Here is an 18561-nt window from a genome sequence, read left to right as displayed (position 1 = left end):
TCAGTCGAACCAGCGGTCCCGGGCCAGTTCCGCCGTGCGCGACGGGTCCTCCAGCAGGGCCGCCACCTCGAAACGGCGGGGCCACTGGCCCGCCGCCCAGGCCAGGCCCGCCGCCACACCCTCCAGGGTGGCCGCGTGCAGGACACCGTCGTCGGTCAGACGCCAGTCGATCTCCACCCCGTCCACGACCAGCTCGTCGTGCTCCACGTACGCCTCGGGGGTGCCCGGGCCGAGCAGCACCCGCACGGACTCCGGTACGCCGTGCTCGGCGCCCTCGGACGTGACCTCGCCGGTGACGGACTCGCTCAGCCGCCGCACCTGGAACAGCTCCGCCAGATCGGCCGCCACGGCGGGCCGCACCGGCAGCAGCGGCACCCCCTCGGTGAAGGGCAGCAGATCGGGCGAGTCGACGACCACCGCGTCGGCGGCGTCCACGACCCGTACCTCGCCGTCGACGACCGCGCGCAGCTCGTCCGGCAGCGTGACCCGGTCGGGGTCCAGCTCGGCCAGCGCCCCGTACAGGCCGTGCAGCTGGGCCGCGGTGACCTGCCGGCCGGGGTCGGCGAGGCGGTCGAGGAGTTCGGACGCGCCGCCCGGCTCGTCCAGCAGCGCCGCCACCGAGGTGCGCACGCCCAGCGCGCGCAGTACCTGCTCGTCGTCGAAGCCGGTCGCGTCGGCCTCGTCGTACAGGCCGCGCAGCAGCGGGTCACCGCCCGCCGCGCGCAGACCGGCGGGGCGGCGGCCGTCGAGCACCGGGTGCCCGCGCAGCCACCACGCGGTGTACGGCCGTACGACCTCGTGGGTGCCGTCGGGCAGCAGGACGCGCACCGGCTGCACCAGGGCGTCCCGCAGCGGGGGCCGCGCGAGCATCGCGAGCGCCTGCGGCCAGGCGTCGTCGTCGACCAGGTCCAGGTCGCGCACGGCGACGATCTCGGTGGCGACCGGCGGGACGGGCGTGTCGGGGAAACGGTCGAGGACGTCCTCGCACCACACGTCGACGGCGTCCAGCAGGCCGGGGTCGTCGGGCTGCGCGTACTCGCCGTCGCGCGGCTCGAGTTCATCGGGGTCGAGGACCACGTCGGTGGCGCGGACCAGGGCGAAGGCGGCCAGCACCCCGCAGGCGGCGAGGGGTTCCTCGCCCCACCTCGCGGCCAGGTCGGCGTCCACGGTCGCGAGTTCACCCTCCCGCATGACCTGGTGGAAGGCGCTGCCGGGGAAGACCAGCTCGCCCGCGGGGGCGAGTTCGCCGTCCTCGTCGGGCAGGGCGAGCGCGCCCAGCCACGGCTCCTCGCCGGGCTCCAGACCCGCGTCCCGCACCAGGGCGAGGACGGTGTCGGCCAGTTCCTCGGCGTCCAGGGCGTCCTCGTCCCAGGACCCGCCGTCGTCGTCCAGGGAGACGGCGACCGCGGCCCGCACCTGCGGGGTGGTCAGCACGGCCCGCGGGGTGGCGGGCAGCGCGCCGAGCTTCTCCAGCAGCGGATGGGCGGCGTCCTCGTGGGCGACCTTCAGCCCGAGCCGGGCGAGGACCTCCGGGTCGATGCGGGGCGCGTCGGCGGTGGGCAGCAGCACCTGGCGCGGACCGAGCGTCGTCCTTCCGTCGGCGAGCGGCACCGGGAGGCCGGTGAGCCGGTCGGGGTCCACGCCCGCCAGCGACTCGTACAGCTCGTGCCACCAGCCGGGGTCCTTCTCCAGGCCGGCCAGCCGGTCGATCGCGTCGGTCAGCGGCAGCCGGGCGACACCCAGGGTGCGCAGTTCGACGCGGCGCTCCAGACCGGCGGGCAGCAGCGTGGGCAGCACCTCGGCGAGCACCCGTACGGTGTCCGCGCCCGCGCCCTCGACGACCTCCGCGTCGCGCGGGCGCAGCGCCTCGGGCAGGTCGTCGCCGTCCTCCTCGCCCGCCGGCCGGGCGGCGGGCGGCAGGAACGCGGTGCGCGGCAGCCGCTGAAGGACCGCCTGGCGCAGGGCGCCGTCCAGCTCGCCCTTGCCGAGCGGGCCGGGCACGAGATCGATGATCCCGTCCGTCACCGGCCGCCAGTCGGCGAGCAGTGCGGCGTAGGCGTCGGCGGCCTGCTGGATCAGGAAGTCGGTGAGCGCGCCGGGCGCGGCGTGCCGGCGGGTGGTGTCCAGCGGGAAGGACGCGATGAGCAGCGCGGGCACGCCGAGCGGCTCGTCGCTGGGGGTGGGCGCGTGCACGACGGGGCTGGTGCGGGGGCGCACCGGCCGCCCGTCGTCGTCCACGGGGACGGCCCAGGTCAGCGACCAGTGGGGCCGCAGCCGTTCCTCCACGGGCCGGTCGCCGAGCAGTTCGGGCGCGGTCGCCCCGTGCGCGGAGGCGGTACGCCAGCGGGTGGTGCCCTCGCGGGAGTCCTCCACGACGGTGAGGTCGCCCTCGGTGCGGCGGCGCAGGGTGCGGGAGGTGTCGCCCGTCTCGACGACGACCTCCTCCAGGCCGGGCAGGGCCAGCAGCAGGGCGTCGTCGACGGCGTGCAGGAGCCGTTCGGCGAGGTCGGCGGCGGCCGTGTCGCGCAGCGGCAGGATGACGACCGTGTCGTAGCCGCCGGGGGCGGTGCCCTCGGCGGCGAACGGCAGGCGCAGCAGCGGTACGTGGCCGTCGCGGCGGCGGATCTCGTCGCCCAGGCCGGGGCTGTGCCGGGCGGTCTCCTCGGCGAGGTGCCGGGCCTCGGCGAGGGACCAGCGCACGCCGCCGTGCCGGCCGACGACGGCGGGCTCGTCGGTGACGGACAGGACGGAGGCGAAACCGACGCCGAAGCGGCCGACGGACGGCGTGTCGCGCTTGGCGGAGGCGCGCAGGGTGGCCAGCGACTCCACACCGGCGGCGTCCAGCGGGGCGCCGGTGTTGGCGGCGGCGAGGACGCCGTCGCGCAGGGTCAGACGCAGCCGGCCCGGCACACCGGCGCGGGCGGCTGCGTCGGCGGCGTTCTGGGCGAGCTCCACGACGAGGCGGTCCCGGTAGCCGCCGAGGACCAGGTCCTCCTCGGCGTTGGCGTCCTCCCGGAAGCGGGCGGGGCTGGTGGCCCAGGCGTCGAGCACGCCCCGCCGGAGCCTCGCCGTACCGAAGGGGTCAGCGCCTTCGGCAGCCGGCCGCACGAACTTGCTCACGTTCACTCTCCTCGTCGGCGATGACTGAAAGTACCGCGGGTTGCCTCCGGCGGTGGGGTGGTGTTTCGGCGGGGGGGTCGTTTGCCTGCGGCGCCTCGCCGTGTTTCGGCTGCCGGCCGGTGGGGGTTCGTCGCCTTTGCCTGCGGCGCGGGGGCCTGTGGCGCGGATGCCTGCGGCGCTGGGTGCGTTGTTGTCTGCGGGTGCGTGGGGGCTCGTCGCGCCGTTCCCCGCGCCCCTTTTTTGCCTGCGGCGGCCCGTTGCGGTCGCGTCGTGGCGGGCGTCGCCGCCTACGGGCGGTGGTCAAGGCGGGGCCGCGGTGGGGGGTGTCCGTCCTCGGTCCGGCCGGCCGTTTCCGACGAGGGTGCCGTGTCACGGTGCCGGACGCTGCGGGCGGACACCCCCCACCCCGGCCCCTTCCCGCCGTACGCGGGTGACGGCCGTCATCGGCTTCGGCCCGGGGGCTAGGAGTGGCCCAGTTCCGCGGCTTCCTCGTCCGGTGCCGGGGGGACCGAGCCGGAGTCGGGGGCCGGGCGGAGGGGGAAGGGGTCGACCCTCGTCTCGTCGATCACCGGCGGAGCCGGGCGCGGGGTCTTCGGCATGACCGCGGCCTCGGAGTGGCCGCCGCAGCCGTAGGTCAGGGAGACGACGCGGCCGTCGGCCGGGGCGAACTCGTTGGCGCACACGCCGAACGCCTGGCCCAGCGAGCCGCCGAGCGGCATCAGGAAGCCGCAGCTGACGCAGGCGGCGGGGGCGGCCTGGGCCATCGGGGTCTTCGCGCCGTACGCCTCCTCCCAGCGGTCGGCGGCGGTGTGCAGGCCGTACCGGGACAGGACCCGGGCGCGGCGCATGCCCAGTTCCTCGGCGACCGCGGAGATCGAGCCGCGCTTGGGCGCGGTGGGCAGGGCGCGTGTCGGGCCCTCGGTGACCTCGACGTCCTCGGCCTCGACCAGGTCGGCCATCTCGTCGGAGACGGCGGAGTTCGGCGGCGGGGTGTCCTCGCCGGTGTAGCCGGGCTCCAGGCGCAGGTCCTCGGCGTCCGTAGGCAGCAGGTCGCCCGGGCCCATGTCGCCGGGGCGCAGCCGCTCGCTCCACGGCACCCATTCGGGGGCCAGCACGGCGTCCGGGCCGGGCAGCAGCACGACCTCGTCGAGCGTGACGAGCTTGGCGCGCGAGGCGCGGGCCACCGTCACGGCCCAGCGCCAGCCGCGGTAGCCGAGCTCCCGGCATTCGAAGAAGTGCGTGACAACGCGGTCGCCCTCGGAGACGACCCCGGCGTGTTCCCCGACGACGCCGGGTGCGGCGGCCTCCTCGGCGGCACCACGGGCGAGGTCGACGGCCTCGGCGCACAGGCGGTCAGGGGTGCGGCTTCGCGTTGTCGCTGCGCTCACAGGTATCGCTTCTCTCCAGTACGCCGTCTTCCGGGTGCGGGCGCCTTGAGGCGACGGCGCTGACGGAGCGGACAACCGGACCGCTTCGACGTCTGCGCGCGCTCACGCTCGGGCGCACCTCCTGTCGACCATTCTGCCTGTTCGTCGGCGCTCGGCCTACACCGGTCGATTTCTTTCGCCGCTTCGCGGCGATTTGTTTCCGCGTGGCGCGCCCGGCGGGCCGGCCCGAAACTTGAGGCCCATACGTGCGGTAACGGCACTATCCACCCCGTACTCGGGGCACTATGACGACGTGGCAGCCGCGAGGACGTCCCAAGTGAGCGGTTCGGGCCGGTTCGGAGGGTCCGTCCGCGCGGTCGGGCGCGCCTTGCACTTCCCGGTGACCGGGGCGGCCCGCGGCATCCGCAAGGCCACGCACGCGCAGGGGGCCGGCGAGTCGGGTCTCGGCAAGCTGATCGAGCTGCACGCCGTGAACGGCGCCGGGGACGTGATGATCACGGTGGCGCTGGCGTCCACGGTGTTCTTCTCGGTGCCGACGGACGAGGCGCGCGGCCGGGTCGCGCTGTACCTGGCGATCACCATGGCGCCCTTCACGGTGCTGGCCCCGGTGATCGGCCCGCTGCTGGACAAGCTGCCGCACGGCCGGCGCGCGGCGATGGCCGGCGCGATGCTGGCGCGGGCGCTGCTGGCGCTGGTGCTGAGCGGGGCGGTGGCCACCGGGGGCCTGCAGCTGTATCCGGCGGCGCTCGGCGTGCTGGTCGCGTCGAAGGCGTACGGCGTGGTCAGAAGCGCCGTGGTGCCCCGGCTGCTGCCGCCGAAGCTGTCGCTGGTCAAGGCGAACTCCCGGGTCACGCTGGGCGGGCTGCTGGCCACGGGCGTCGCCGCACCCATCGGGGGCGGTCTGCACGCGCTGGGCGAGCGCTGGCCGCTGTACGGCGCGTTCGTGATCTTCGTCGCGGGAACGTTCCTGTCGTTCTCCCTGCCGCCGAAGGTGGACTCCGCCAAGGGGGAGGACACCGCGCTGCTCGCGGCGGACGAACAGCATCTGCACGGCCCGCACCGCAAGGCCGCGAAACGCCCGGGGCTGCGCACGGTCGGCCCGGCCGTGACGCACGCGCTCGGCGCGAACGCCGCGATCCGCTGCCTGACCGGCTTCCTGATCTTTTTCCTGGCGTTCCTGCTGCGGGAGCACCCGATGACCGGGCAGAGCGCGGCGGTGTCCCTCGGCATGGTCGCGGTGGCGGCCGGCGTCGGCAACGCGCTCGGTACGGCCGTGGGCGCCTGGCTCCGGTCCAAGCCGCCGGAGATCATCATCGTCACCGTGCTGGCCGTGGTGCTGGCCGCGGCGGTGACGGCGGCGATCTTCTTCGGCGCGGTCCTCGTGGCGTGTCTGGCGGCCGTCGCCGGGTTCGCGCAGGCCCTGGCGAAGCTGGCGCTGGACGCGCTGATCCAGCGGGACGTGCCGGAACTGGTCCGCACCTCCGCCTTCGCCCGCTCCGAGACGCTGCTGCAGATGTCGTGGGTGTTCGGCGGCGCGGTCGGCATCGTGATGCCCCTGAACCCCACGGCGGGCCTGTTCGTGGGCGCGGCGATCGTGGCGGCGGGCTGGCTGACGACCCTGCAGGGACTGCTGAGGTCGGCGCGCCACGGGAGCGCGACCCGCGCACGGGTGGCGTGAGGCCGAGGGCATCCGGCGACGCCTCGCGACCCCCAGAAACGGCGCGGGCGCCGCCAGGCGATAGCCTTCGGCCATGACCTTCCTGCAATCCGTCGTGCGACGCCGCCGCGCCGTCGCCGCCGCCGGCGCCGTTTCCGCCGGACTGCTCGTCCTGTCGGCCTGCGACAAGCCGACGCCGATGTCGACGATCACCGTCGGCAGGAGCTCGGTCAACTCCGAGGCGACCTGCTACAACGACGGCAAGGCGATCAAGACCTCCGAGCTCGCCAAGTGCCTGAAGGCGGACAAGTCGATCACCGTCGACCCGGACGCGACCGTGCGCTTCGGCGTCGACCCGGAGATCGCGGACAAGAGCTGGACGATCCTCATGAACGGCCAGCCGCTGACCGACGCCAGCAAGAAGACCTACCGCACCATCCCGGGCAGCGTGTTCTTCAACGCCCAGTACGGTGCCAGCGGCGACACCACCTTCGTCTCCATCAAGGCGGGCGAGAAGGACGTCGAGGGCATCTGGTCCTTCAAGCTCAAGAAGGGCGCCTGATCACGTCCTCGCCCACTCCGGCACGACTGCTCGTGGCCACCGCCGTCCCCGTGGAGCGGGACGCGGTGGCGCGGGCGTTCCCCGGCCACGGTGCGGACGGCCCCGATGAGGAGCTGCGCCTGCCCGGCGTGACCGTGCTGCGGGCGCCCGTCTGCGACCTGGTCGCCGCCGGCGTCGGGCCGGCGCTCGCCGCCGCGTCCACGGCCGCCGCGCTGACCGCCGCCGCCCTCGCGGGCAGCCCGTACGACCTGGTCGTCTGTGCCGGCATCGGCGGCGGTTTCCTGCCGCTCGCCCCCGTCGGCTCCCTCGTCGTCGCCGACGAGATCACCGCCGCCGACCTGGGCGCCGACACCCCCGACGGTTTCCTGCCCGTCACCGAGCTGGGTTTCGGCACCGTCACCCACCGCCCGCCGGCCGGCCTGGTCCGGCAGGCCGCGCAGGCCCTCGGCGCCCCCACGGGGCCCGTGCTGACCGTGTCCACGGTCACCGGCAGCGCCGCGCGCGCCGCCGCGCTGCGCGAGCGCCACCCCCGCGCCCTCGCCGAGGCGATGGAAGGTTTCGGCGTCGCCGAGGCCGCCGCCGCGCACGGCGTGCCCGTCCTGGAGATCCGCGCCGTCTCCAACCCCGTCGGCCCGCGCGACCGCGCCGCCTGGCGCATCGCCGACGCGCTCGCCGCCCTGACCGAGGGGTTCGGGAAGCTGGCGCCCGTCCTCACGAGTTGGAACCCACATGACCGGTGAGCCCCTGCCCGAGCCCGTGCAGATCGCCTACTCCCCCTGCCCGAACGACACCTTCGTCTTCGACGCCCTCGCCCACGGCCGCGTCCCCGGCGCCCCCGCGCTGGACGTGACGTTCGCGGACATCGACATCACCAACGGCATGGCCGAGCGCGGCGAGCTGGACGTGCTGAAGGTGTCGTACGCCGTCCTGCCGTATGTGCTCGGCGACTACGCGCTGCTGCCGTGCGGGGGTGCGCTGGGCCGGGGCTGCGGGCCGCTGGTGCTCACCCGGGAGGCCGGTCTCGACCTGAGCGGCCGTACCGTCGCCGTGCCGAGCGAGAGGTCGACGGCGTATCTGCTGTTCCGGCTGTGGGCCGCCGACGTCGTACCGGGCGGGGTGGGCGAGATCGTCGTGATGCCGTTCCACGAGATCATGCCGGCGGTGCGGGACGGCAAGGTGGACGCGGGACTCGTCATCCACGAGGCGCGGTTCACGTACCAGAACTACGGGCTGCACAAGCTCGCCGACATGGGCGAGCACTGGGAGGACACCACCGGGCTGCCCATCCCGCTGGGCGCGATCATCGCCAGGCGCTCGCTGGGCGCGGACGCGCTGAAGCTGATCGCCGAGTCCATCCGGACGTCCGTCCGCGCGGCGTGGGACGACCCGGAGGCGTCGCGGCCCTACGTCATGGAGCACGCCCAGGAGATGGACCCGGCCGTCGCCGACCAGCACATCGGGCTGTACGTCAACGAGTTCACCGCCGACCTCGGCGAGGACGGCTACGCGGCCGTGCGCGGACTGCTCACGCGTGCGGCGGCCGAGGGGCTGGTGCCGCCCCTCGGACCGGACGCGCTGGATTTCCCCTGATCGCCGCCGGGATCAGACGTCGAGCTGGTCGGCCACCGCGCGCAGCAGCCCGGCGACCTTCTTCCCGGCGGTCTTCTCGGGGTAGCGGCCGCGTTCCAGGGTCTGGGTGACGTTCTCCAGAAGGGTCGTCAGGTCCTGCACGATGGAAGCCAGTTCGTCGGGCTTCTTGCGGGTCGCGGCCGCGACCGACGGCGTCGGGTCGAGTACGGTCAGGGACAGCGCCTGGTCGCCGCGCTGCCCGGCGACGACGCCGAACTCGACGCGCTGACCGGGCTTGAGGGTCTCGACTCCGGCGGGGAGGACCGAGGAATGGACGAAGACGTCACCGCCGTCGTCGCGGGAGAGAAAGCCGAAGCCCTTCTCGCTGTTGAACCACTTGACCTTGCCGGTAGGCACGTCTGTCCTCGTCCTCGTACTCGTCGGAAAGCTGCTCAATAACAAGCCGGGCGGGTCGACCTTGACCCGCCGGTTCCAAGGCTAATGGTCTTCGGGCGGCTGACAAGACGTCGCCCGGTTGTTCCTTCGCGCTGGGAACTACCCTGGTCGGGTGCGTGACAAAACCCAACCGAATTCCGCCGCGCCCGGTGATCGGCTGATCCGTGCCGGTGCGATCGTCTTCTTCATCGGCGCCGTGGCCACCCTGGTCACGATCGCCCCGTTGTTCTTCGGAACGTCGCCTTTTCCGACCTACATGTTCGGATTGAGCATGCTCATGGCCGTCGGGTTCGTTCTCGCGGGGGCAGGCGTGCTGCGCTCGGCCGCGGCGGGACGGCGTCAGGCGCGGACCGCCTCCGGAGCGTCGTCGAGGTAGGCCGAAAGCCACTGCGGGAATTCCGTGAGATCGGCGAGAACCACGTCCGCGCCGGCCGCGCGGAGTTCCTCGGGGGTGCACGGGCCGGTCGCCACCGCCACCGACAGCGCCCCGGCCGCGCGGGCACCGCGTACGTCACCGAGGTGGTCGCCGACGTACACGCCGGCGCCGTGCGCGCGCAGCGCCTTTGCCTTGCGCTCCGCCCACAGGTCGCCGATCACCGCGTCGGGTTCCAGGCCGAGGTGGCTGACGTGCAGTTTCGCGCTCGGCTCGTACTTCGCCGTGACGACGATCGCGCGTCCGCCGGCCTCCCGCACCGCCGCCACCGCCTCACGGGCGCCGGGCAGGGCGGGGCTGGCGGCCACGGCGTACGTCGGGTACATCGCGCGGTACAGCTCGGCGACCTCGGCCACCTCGTCCGCCGGGAACCAGTTCGCCAGCTCCTCGGTGAGCGGCGGGCCCAGCCGGGTCACCGCGAGGTCGGCGTCGACATAGGTGCCGGTCCGCTCCGACAGCGCCCGGTAGCAGGCGCGGATGCCGGGGCGGGAGTCGATCAGGGTCATGTCGAGGTCGAAGCCGACGGTGGGGGCGACGGGGGCCGGGGCAGTCATGAGGGACATTGTGCCGGGTGGCCGAGGCGGCCCCGCGGCGCCGGGACGGTCCGGGCGGCAGGGCCGGGGTCAGCGTTCCCTCTGTGAGCGCCAGACCAGGAACAGGGCCGACGCGACCGCCGCGCCGCGCACGACCCACGGCCAGGTCCCGGCGATCGCCTCGTTCATGTGGCCGTCGGCGATGGGGGTGCCCCAGCGGCCCTGGGTACGGCCCCACAGCCACACCAGGCCCGTGGCCAGGGCGGCGCCGGGCAGGCCCATCACCGCCCACTTGGCCTCCGCCGGGGTCAGGCGGCGGGAGGCGTAGGCGATCAGCCAGCCCAGCAGCAGCGCGTACCAGTTGCCGAGCACGGCGCCGACGACGAGGCTCGCGGCACCGAGCAGCAGCAGGGGGTTGCGCCGGCGGCCGGAGGACAGGGCGAGGATGCGGCGGCGTACGGGCGCGTCCGCGTCGCCTGCCGCTTCCTCCTCCGGAGCGGGCGCGGCCGGCTCCTCCTCCGGGTCCGGCTTGTCCGGTTTCGGCCGCGGGGGCGGCTTGAGCAGGTCGGGGATCTCCACGCCGCCGGTGAAACCGGGGACTTCGTCGCTGAGGTCCGTGCGCCACCAGTCGGGGGGCACGGCGGGGCCGCCCAGCTCGGCGGCGCTCGCGACGTGGGGCGGGGAGGGAGCGGAGGCGGGGGGCGCCGGCGGGGCGGTGGGGCGGGGACGCGGGAGGAACCGGCCGCGGCGCGCGGCGGGCTCGGCCGCGCCGGTGCCGCCCTCTCGCTGCTCGGGTACGGCCGTGGACGGGGGCGTGGGGCCGGCGGTGCCGCCGGCGGCCGTGACGATGTCGTCGGGGCTGCCGAGCCGTTCGATGATGCGGCGTACGGCGGCCGGACTGTCGACCACGGTCTTGGCGCGGCGCTTGTCGATCTCGTCGCGCAGGCCGGCGACGAGACGCATCCGGGTGGCGGACGGCAGCTGACGCTGCTGCGCCACGTCGCCGACGCGGCTCAAATACTCGTAGACGACCTTGTCGCTCTCGATCCCCACGAAGCCCCTCCGGGGGTGCGCGTGTCCTGATACCCCGTCGGACGACGGTAGCGCGTCCCGCGCGGGGGGTCGTTCGTCCACGGGTGGTGGGTGGTTGCTCGCGCAGTTCCCCGCGCCCCCGGGTCGGCCGGTCGTGCCGCCGGTTTCACAGCGGCCCCCCGCAGGGGACCCGCTAACGTGGTTCGGATGAGCATCGAGGACACCCCGGCACCCCGCTCCCTCGCGGAAGCCCTCCGTGGGCGCGAGGACGCCTCCCTCGCCGCCCTGCTGCGCAGCCGTCCCGATCTGATCACCCCCGTCCCGACGGACCTCACGCAGCTCGCCACCCGTGCCGGTACGCGGGCGAGCGTCGTGCGGGCGCTGGAGCGGCTGGACCGGTTCGCGCTGCAGACCGCCCAGGCGCTGGCCGTCGCGGGTGACCCGGCGACGTACGAGGAGCTGCTCGCTCTGATGGCCGGTGACGAGCGGGACGCGGCCGTCGTCGCCGCGCTGCCGCACGCCCTCGGCGGCCTGCGCGAGCAGGCGCTGGTGTGGGGCGGCGACGACCGGCTGCGGCTGGTGCGCACCGCCCGTGAACTGCTCGCGCCCTCGCCGCAGCATCCGTCCCCGACCGGGCTGGGACCGACCGTGCAGGAGGCGACGGCCGGGATGTCGCCGGGGCGCATCCAGGAGATCGTCGCGGCTGCCGGGCTGTCCTCCACGCACGACTCGGTGTCCGCCGTGGCCGCGCTGACCGCGCTGTTCACGGACCGCGGACGGATGGGCCGCCTGCTCGGCCAGGCTCCCGCCGAGGCGCGCGAGGTGCTGGAGCGGCTGGTGTGGGGGCCGCCGTACGGGCAGGTCACGGCCGATCCCGCGGCGCATCTGCGGTGGCTGCTGGACCGGGGGCTGCTGCTGCCGACGGCGCCCGGGACCGTCGTACTGCCCCGGGAGGTGGCCCTGCATCTGCGGGGCGGGCGGGCGCACCGGGAGCCGGAGCCGGTGCCGCCGGTGGTGGCCGCCGGCGCGGTGCACCGTCCACAGGTTGTGGACAGTACGGCCGCCGGGCAGGCGCTGAGCGCCCTGGCGACCGTCGAGGAGCTGCTGAAGGAGTGGGACGAGGGCGGGCCCGCCGTGCTGCGGGCCGGCGGGCTCAGCGTGCGGGACCTCAAACGGACCGCCGTCGCCCTGGACGTCTCCGAGCCCGTGGCCGCTTTCTGGGTGGAGCTGGCGTACGCCGCCGGTCTGGTCGCCTCCGACGGGGAGGCCGACGAGCGGTACGCGGCCACACCGGCGTACGACGAATGGCGGGAGCTGCCGCCCGCCGAGCGGTGGGGGCGGCTCGCCGAGGCGTGGCTCGCGGCCACGCGGACGGCCGGGCTGGTCGGCGGCCGGGACGCCAAGGAGCGGACGCTGGCCGCGCTCGGGCCGGGACTGGACCGGTCAGCGGCCCCCGAGGTCCGCCACCGGGTGCTGACGCTGCTGGCCGCCCTGCCGGAGGGCGCGGCCCCGGTCGCCGGGTCGGTGCTGGAGCGGCTGCGCTGGGAGCGTCCGCAGCGGCGGGAGGAGGACCTGCGGACGCGACTCGCCCAGTGGACGCTGAACGAGGCCGAGCTGATCGGGGTGACCGGGCGCGGCGCGCTGTCCGCTCACGGGCGGGCGCTGCTGGGGATGCCCGCGGCGGAGGCGGCGCGTGAGGAGCCCGCGGGGCCCGGGGACAAGCTGCCGGTCCATCATCACCGTCCGCGTTTCGTCGCCCCCCTCACGCCGGCCGAGCAGGCCGCCGCCACCGCCGCGGCCGCCCGTGTGCTCGCGCCGCTGCTGCCCGAGCCGCTGGACCACGTGCTGCTGCAGGCCGATCTGACGGCCGTGGCGCCCGGGCCCCTGCGACGGCCGCTCGCCGACATGCTCGGGGTGCTCGCGGACGTGGAGTCGAAGGGTGGCGCGACCGTGTACCGGTTCACGCCCGCCTCCGTGCGGCGGGCGCTGGACGCCGGGCAGACCGCGGCCGACCTGCACGCCTTCCTCGCCGCGCACGCGCGGACGCCGGTGCCGCAGCCGCTGGCCTATCTGATCGACGACGTGGCCCGCAAGCACGGGCATCTGCGGGTGGGGGCCGCCTCGGCGTACGTGCGCTGCGACGACGACGCCCTGCTCAACGAGATCCTCGCCGACCGCCGGGCCGCCGCGCTGCGGCTGCGGCGCCTCGCGCCGACCGTGCTGGCCACCCAGGCCGATCCGGCGGCGCTGCTGGAGGGGCTGCGGGCGATGGGGTTCGCGCCGGCCGCCGAGTCCGCGGAGGGCGATGTGGTGATCGCGCGGGCCGACGTCCACCGCACACCGCCGCGGACCGCCCCGGAGCCCGTGCCGGACGGGCCGCCGGTGCCGGACGCGACACTGCTAGCGGCGGCGATCCGCGCGATCCGCGCCGGTGACCTCGCCTCCACGGCGCCCCGCAAGCCGAGCGAGGGCGCGGTGGTGCCGGGCGAGCTGCCGCGCACCTCCTCCGCCGAGACCCTCGCCACCATGCAGGCCGCCTGCCTGACCGGCGAGGCCGTGTGGATCGGCTTCGTCAACGCCGAGGGCGCCGCCAGCCAGCGGGTGATCGCCCCGGTCCGGGTCGAGGGCGGCTTCGTGACGGCGTACGACCACACCGCGGACGAAGTCCGCACGTTCCCCCTGCACCGGATCACGGGCGTGGCCGAGCTCGCGGACGAGTGACGGCGCCCCGGGAGGAGTGACGGTGCTGGTGGGCGAGTGACGGTGCCCGGGGGAGTGACGGTGCTCGCGGACGGTTGACCCCCGGGTGCGGCACACTGGACGTTTGGGCCGTTGTGGAAAGGGTGTGTGCCGCGCGTGAACGGACCGCTGATCGTCCAGTCCGACAAGACCCTGCTCCTGGAGGTCGACCACGAGCAGGCCGACGAGTGCCGTCGGGCCATCGCGCCGTTCGCCGAGCTGGAGCGGGCGCCGGAGCACATCCACACCTACCGGCTGACGCCGCTCGGGCTGTGGAACGCGCGCGCCGCAGGTCACGACGCCGAGCAGGTCGTCGACGCGCTCGTGCAGTACAGCCGGTACCCGGTGCCGCACGCGCTGCTCGTCGACATCGCCGAGACCATGGACCGCTACGGGCGGCTGACCCTGCACAAGCACCCGGCGCACGGACTGGTGCTCACCAGCACCGACCGGCCGGTGCTGGAGGAGGTGCTGCGCTCCAAGCGGATCGCTCCGCTGGTGGGAGCGCGGATCGACCCGGACACGGTGATCGTGCACCCCTCCGAGCGCGGGCAGATCAAGCAGACCCTGCTGAAGCTCGGCTGGCCGGCCGAGGACCTCGCCGGGTACGTCGACGGCGAGGCGCACCCCATCGAGCTGCACGAGGACGGCTGGGCGCTGCGCCCCTACCAGAAGCAGGCCGTGGAGAACTTCTGGCACGGCGGCAGCGGCGTCGTCGTGCTGCCGTGTGGCGCGGGGAAGACGCTGGTGGGGGCCGGGGCGATGTCCCAGGCCAAGTCCACGACGCTGATCCTGGTCACCAACACCGTCTCGGCGCGGCAGTGGAAGCACGAGCTGGTGAAGCGGACCTCGCTGACCGAGGACGAGGTCGGCGAGTACAGCGGGACGCGCAAGGAGATCCGGCCCGTCACCATCGCCACGTACCAGGTGCTGACGACCAAGCGGAAGGGCGTCTACCCGCACCTGGAGCTGTTCGACTCCCGGGACTGGGGCCTGATCGTCTACGACGAGGTGCACCTGCTGCCCGCGCCGGTGTTCAAGTTCACCGCCGACCTCCAGGCGCGGCGCCGGCTGGGTCTGACGGCGACGCTGGTGCGCGAGGACGGCCGGGAGTCGGACGTGTTCTCCCTCATCGGGCCGAAGCGGTTCGACGCGCCGTGGAAGGAGATCGAGGCGCAGGGCTACATCGCGCCCGCCGACTGCGTCGAGGTCCGGGTGAACCTGACGGACTCCGAGCGCCTCGCGTACGCGACCGCCGAGGCGGAGGAGAAGTACCGGTTCTGCGCGACGACGGACACCAAGCGGAAGGTGACCGAGGCGATCGTGCGGCGCTTCGCCGGGCAGCAGATCCTCGTCATCGGGCAGTACATCGACCAGCTCGACGAGCTGGGCGAGCACCTGGGCGCGCCGGTCATCAAGGGCGAGACGTCCAACGCCCAGCGCGAGAAGCTCTTCGACGCCTTCCGGGCCGGGGAGATCAACGTGCTGGTGGTCTCCAAGGTCGCGAACTTCTCCATCGACCTGCCGGAGGCGACGGTCGCCGTGCAGGTGTCCGGGACGTTCGGGTCGCGGCAGGAGGAGGCGCAGCGGCTGGGCCGCGTGCTGCGGCCGAAGGCGGACGGCCACCAGGCCCACTTCTACTCGGTCGTCGCCCGCGACACCCTCGACCAGGACTTCGCCGCCCACCGCCAGCGCTTCCTGGCGGAACAGGGCTACGCGTACCGGATCATGGACGCGGACGAACTGCTGGCGGAGGACGCCTGAGAGTCCCGGCCGGGGGCTGAGCGGCCGGCCGCGGTCACCCGCGGGCCGGATGTCCCCGCGGGCAGGGGGCATCCCGCGGGCGCGTGGATGTCCCACGGGCGAGCCGGTCATCCCACGGGCAGCCCGGATGTTCCCACGGGCAGCCCGGATGTTCCCGCGGACGGCCCGGTCATCCCGCGGGGAGCGAGAACACCAGCAGCAGGACGAACAGCGGCGGCAGCACGGATACGGCCGCCAGCGAGGCCCGCAGCCGGGACCAGCGGCGCCGCCGCGGCAGCAGCCAGGCGGTGAGCCAGACCGCGAGGGTGGCGAAACCGCCGTACGAGAGAGTCGCGTGGATCAGCGCCAGCGAGGTCTCCAGGGACTGCGAGCAGTCGTCCGGGCCGCAGGCGTCGGTGGCCATGTCCGACAGCCCGCCGAAGACCAGCGCGGCCGGTCCGAGGACACCCAGAGCGGCCGTGGCGACGCCGGGCGCGATCCAGGCCCGCCCGTCACGGTCGGCCTCGGGTGCCGGCAGGGGCGCGAAGTGCTGTGTGGTCATGGCCGAAGTCAAGCCGCCGGGCGGGGCCCCGCGCACCGGCGCGGGTACTCACCCCGGCGGTGTCGGCGTACTCAACCGCGGTCCGTACCGGCGGCGGACGCCCGCCTCCTCTCCGTACTCACCGAGGATGACCACGTCGAAGGCGGCGCGGGCGTAGACCTTGACCGCGCGCAGGGCGTCACCGAGGAGGTGACGGTGGCCGGCGGCTATCGGGGTGGCGCCGGAAGGGCGTCCGGGCGCTGGGCTGAACGTCGCTGTCGTCATGTCTCCATGGTGCGATCGGGGACATAAGGGTGTCGTCGGTCTCCGGGCTGCTCCTTCCCCTAAGCCGGGCGGGGCACATCCCCTAAGGGATCTCCGCACCGGATATTCATTGGCCCCGCCCCGCCCCGTCGCCTAGAATCTCCGCTCTTGCCCGCCTCCCATCGCGGAGTGCCGTCGGCCGGTCGGCAACCGGCCGGAGAAGTCCAGGAGTCACCCCCGCGCAGGTCCTTCCGGAGGCATCCCCTTGTCCACGCCCGTGTCCCCGTCCGCCGACGACCCCCTGGCCCGGGAGCGAGCCCACCTCGCCGGCTCCCGTGCCGCGCTGCGTGCGATGCGTGAGGACGTCGAGGCCCTCGACATCACCGACGTCGCCGCGAACTGGGTCAACGCCCAGGTCCTCGCCCGCCAGATCGACGACCGCATCAAGGCGCTCGCCGACCTCAGCGACACCCCGCTGTTCTTCGGCCGCCTCGACTACCAGCACGCGCCCGGCGCCGACAGGGCCGAGGGCGCGCAGGGCGAGCAGTTCTACATCGGGCGGCGGCATGTGCACGACGCGGCCGGCGACCCCATGGTCATCGACTGGCGCGCACCCGTCTCGCAGCCGTTCTACCGGGCCTCCAAGAAGGACCCGATGGACATCGCGCTGCGCCGCCGCTTCGGGTACACCGGCGGCGAGCTGACCGCGTACGAGGACGAGCACCTGTCGGACCCGGCGGAGGCGGCGCAGACCAGCCGGCTGCTCCAGCAGGAGATCGAGCGGCCGCGTGTCGGTCCGATGCGGGACATCGTCGCCACCATCCAGCCCGAGCAGGACGAGATCGTCCGCAGCGGGCTGAGCGGCACGGTGTGCGTGCAGGGCGGCCCCGGCACCGGCAAGACGGCCGTCGGCCTGCACCGCGTCGCGTATCTGCTGTACGCCCACCGGGAACGCCTCGCCCGCACCGGCACCCTCGTCATCGGGCCGAACAAGAGCTTCCTGCACTACATCGAGCAGGTGCTGCCCGCGCTGGGCGAGCTGACCGTGCAGCAGGCCACGGTGGACGACCTCGTCGCCGTCGTCGACGTCCGGGGCTTGGACGACGCGGACGCCGCCCTGGTCAAGGGCGACGCCCGGATGGCCGAGGTGCTCCGGCGCGCCCTGTACTCCCACGTCACCATGCCCACCGAGCCGGTCGTCGTGGTGCGCGGCTCACGCCGCTGGCGCGTGGCCGCGTACGAGATCGAGGAACTGGTACGGGAGTTGCTGGAGCGCGGCATCCGCTACGGCGCCGCCCGCGAGGCGCTGCCGCAGCGGATCGCGCACGCGGTGCTGGTGCAGATGGAACGCGCCGGGGAGGCCCCCGACGACCGGGTGCAGGACGCGGTGGCCCGCAACACGGCGGTGAAGGCGGCCGTGAAGACGATCTGGCCGGCCGTCGACCCGGCCAAGCTGGTGCTGCGCCTGCTGTCCGACGCGGAGTTCCTCGCCGAGCACGCGCGCGGAGTGCTGAGCGACGAGGAGCAGAAGGCGATCCTGTGGGTGAAGCCGGCCCGCAGCGCGAAGTCGGCGAGGTGGTCGCCCGCGGACGCCGTCCTGATCGACGAGGCGTCCGACCTGATCCTGCGCACGCACTCCCTCGGGCACGTGGTCCTGGACGAGGCGCAGGACCTGTCGCCCATGCAGTACCGGGCGGTGGGCCGGCGCTGCACCACCGGCTCGGCGACCGTCCTCGGCGACCTGGCGCAGGGCACCACACCGTGGGCGACGCGCAGCTGGCAGGAGGCCCTCGCCCACCTGGGCAAGTCCGACGCCGTCGTGGAGGAGCTGACCGCCGGTTTCCGCGTGCCGACGGACGTCATCGCCTACGCGTCCCGGCTGCTGCCCCACATCGCGCCGGGCCTGACCCCGGTCGCGTCGGTCCGGGAGAACCCGGGCTTCTTCGAGGTCCGCCCGGTCGACGGGGCCGGAGACGTCGTCGTCGCCTGCCGTGAACTGCTCGGCCACGAGGGCTCCATCGGCCTCATCGCCGCCGACACGCGCATCCCGGCGCTGGCCGAGGCGCTGACGGCGGCGGGCCTGACGTATCTCGCCCCGGGCGAGGAGACGACCCCCGACACCCGGCTCACCCTGGTCCCGGCCTCCCTGGCCAAGGGCCTCGAATACGACTACGTGGTCCTGGACGAGCCCCGGGCGGTGGTCGACGGAGAACCGGACGAGCGCACGGGCCTGCGCCGCCTGTACGTGGCCCTGACGAGGGCGGTCTCGGGCCTGATCGTGACCCACGCGTCCCCGCTGCCCGATCAACTGGCCTGAGCGAAAGCGCCCCCGAAGGGGAAGCGGGGGGCTGAGTCACAGCCAACGGCGCCGGAGTGCCCCAGGGGCGCGGGGGCTGACGCCGTAGCCGACGGACCTGCAGTTCCCCAGGGCGCCGGGGGCTGACGCCGTAGCCGACGGACCTGCAGTTCCCCAGGGGCGCGGGGAACTGCGCGACCAGCCACGAACGACTCGCACCCGGCCCCC

General features: G+C 74.4%; 15 protein-coding genes. 8 read left to right on the top strand and 7 right to left on the bottom strand.

Annotated features, from left to right (window positions below; genetic code table 11):
• Positions 1 to 3120, bottom strand: coding sequence for a sacsin N-terminal ATP-binding-like domain-containing protein (locus tag ACZ64A_RS21360; RefSeq protein ID WP_469812146.1), 3120 nt, complete (start codon positions 3118 to 3120; stop codon positions 1 to 3).
• 461 nt (positions 3121 to 3581) lie between these two features.
• A complete protein-coding gene (locus ACZ64A_RS21355) occupies positions 3582 to 4508 on the bottom strand; it encodes a DUF3027 domain-containing protein (RefSeq protein WP_469812144.1) in 927 nt (308 codons plus the stop codon).
• A 292-nt stretch (positions 4509 to 4800) separates the two neighbouring features.
• On the opposite strand from ACZ64A_RS21355, the gene ACZ64A_RS21350 reads away from it, so the two are divergent.
• The 4 genes from ACZ64A_RS21350 (at position 4801) to ACZ64A_RS21335 (ending at position 8317) form a co-directional block, all read left to right on the top strand.
• On the top strand, positions 4801 to 6186 hold the full coding sequence (locus tag ACZ64A_RS21350; RefSeq protein ID WP_469812142.1) for an MFS transporter: 1386 nt from the start codon (positions 4801 to 4803) through the stop codon (positions 6184 to 6186).
• A gap of 73 nt (positions 6187 to 6259) precedes the next feature.
• A complete protein-coding gene (locus ACZ64A_RS21345; RefSeq protein ID WP_469812140.1) occupies positions 6260 to 6727 on the top strand; it encodes a DUF2771 domain-containing protein in 468 nt (155 codons plus the stop codon).
• A gap of 26 nt (positions 6728 to 6753) precedes the next feature.
• Positions 6754 to 7467, top strand: a complete 714-nt coding sequence (locus tag ACZ64A_RS21340) for a futalosine hydrolase (protein ID WP_469812580.1) — start codon at positions 6754 to 6756, stop codon at positions 7465 to 7467.
• Positions 7457 to 8317 carry a 1,4-dihydroxy-6-naphthoate synthase gene (locus ACZ64A_RS21335; RefSeq protein WP_469812138.1) on the top strand — a complete coding sequence of 287 codons (861 nt, stop codon included), beginning with the start codon at positions 7457 to 7459 and terminating at the stop codon, positions 8315 to 8317. Before ACZ64A_RS21340 ends, ACZ64A_RS21335 begins: the two co-directional genes overlap by 11 nt.
• Before the next feature lie 12 nt (positions 8318 to 8329).
• Here ACZ64A_RS21335 and ACZ64A_RS21330 read toward each other — a convergent pair whose 3' ends face one another.
• Positions 8330 to 8713, bottom strand: coding sequence for a cold-shock protein (locus ACZ64A_RS21330; protein WP_361631474.1), 384 nt, complete (start codon positions 8711 to 8713; stop codon positions 8330 to 8332).
• Between the two features lie 151 nt (positions 8714 to 8864).
• Between ACZ64A_RS21330 and ACZ64A_RS21325 the strand changes: the two genes are divergently transcribed.
• Positions 8865 to 9128 carry a hypothetical protein gene (locus ACZ64A_RS21325; RefSeq protein ID WP_469812136.1) on the top strand — a complete coding sequence of 88 codons (264 nt, stop codon included), beginning with the start codon at positions 8865 to 8867 and terminating at the stop codon, positions 9126 to 9128.
• Here ACZ64A_RS21325 and ACZ64A_RS21320 read toward each other — a convergent pair.
• Positions 9092 to 9739: an HAD family hydrolase gene (locus ACZ64A_RS21320; RefSeq protein ID WP_469812135.1), complete on the bottom strand. Its 648-nt coding sequence runs from the start codon at positions 9737 to 9739 to the stop codon at positions 9092 to 9094. The genes ACZ64A_RS21325 and ACZ64A_RS21320 overlap by 37 nt on opposite strands.
• 69 nt (positions 9740 to 9808) lie before the next feature.
• Positions 9809 to 10771, bottom strand: a complete 963-nt coding sequence (locus tag ACZ64A_RS21315) for a hypothetical protein (RefSeq protein ID WP_469812133.1) — start codon at positions 10769 to 10771, stop codon at positions 9809 to 9811.
• Between the two features lie 186 nt (positions 10772 to 10957).
• On the opposite strand from ACZ64A_RS21315, the gene ACZ64A_RS21310 reads away from it, so the two are divergent.
• Positions 10958 to 13471 carry a helicase-associated domain-containing protein gene (locus tag ACZ64A_RS21310; RefSeq protein ID WP_469812131.1) on the top strand — a complete coding sequence of 838 codons (2514 nt, stop codon included), beginning with the start codon at positions 10958 to 10960 and terminating at the stop codon, positions 13469 to 13471.
• Positions 13472 to 13606: 135 nt separating this feature from the next.
• Positions 13607 to 15253: a DNA repair helicase XPB gene (locus tag ACZ64A_RS21305; protein ID WP_469812129.1), complete on the top strand. Its 1647-nt coding sequence runs from the start codon at positions 13607 to 13609 to the stop codon at positions 15251 to 15253.
• Positions 15254 to 15422: 169 nt separating this feature from the next.
• On the opposite strand, the gene ACZ64A_RS21300 is transcribed toward ACZ64A_RS21305, so the two are convergent.
• Positions 15423 to 15794, bottom strand: coding sequence for a hypothetical protein (locus tag ACZ64A_RS21300; protein WP_469812127.1), 372 nt, complete (start codon positions 15792 to 15794; stop codon positions 15423 to 15425).
• Between the two features lie 48 nt (positions 15795 to 15842).
• A complete protein-coding gene (locus tag ACZ64A_RS21295) occupies positions 15843 to 16058 on the bottom strand; it encodes a hypothetical protein (protein WP_469812125.1) in 216 nt (71 codons plus the stop codon).
• Between the two features lie 331 nt (positions 16059 to 16389).
• Between ACZ64A_RS21295 and ACZ64A_RS21290 the strand changes: the two genes are divergently transcribed.
• Entirely contained in the window at positions 16390 to 18354 is a 1965-nt protein-coding gene (locus ACZ64A_RS21290; RefSeq protein WP_469812579.1) for a HelD family protein, read from the top strand.
• Positions 18355 to 18561: the final 207 nt, after the last annotated feature.

It is taken from the genome of Streptomyces sp. NPDC104814 (assembly GCF_055583185.1).
Note: the sequence above shows the minus strand (reverse complement) of the source record. Positions and strands in the feature narration are given on the sequence as shown.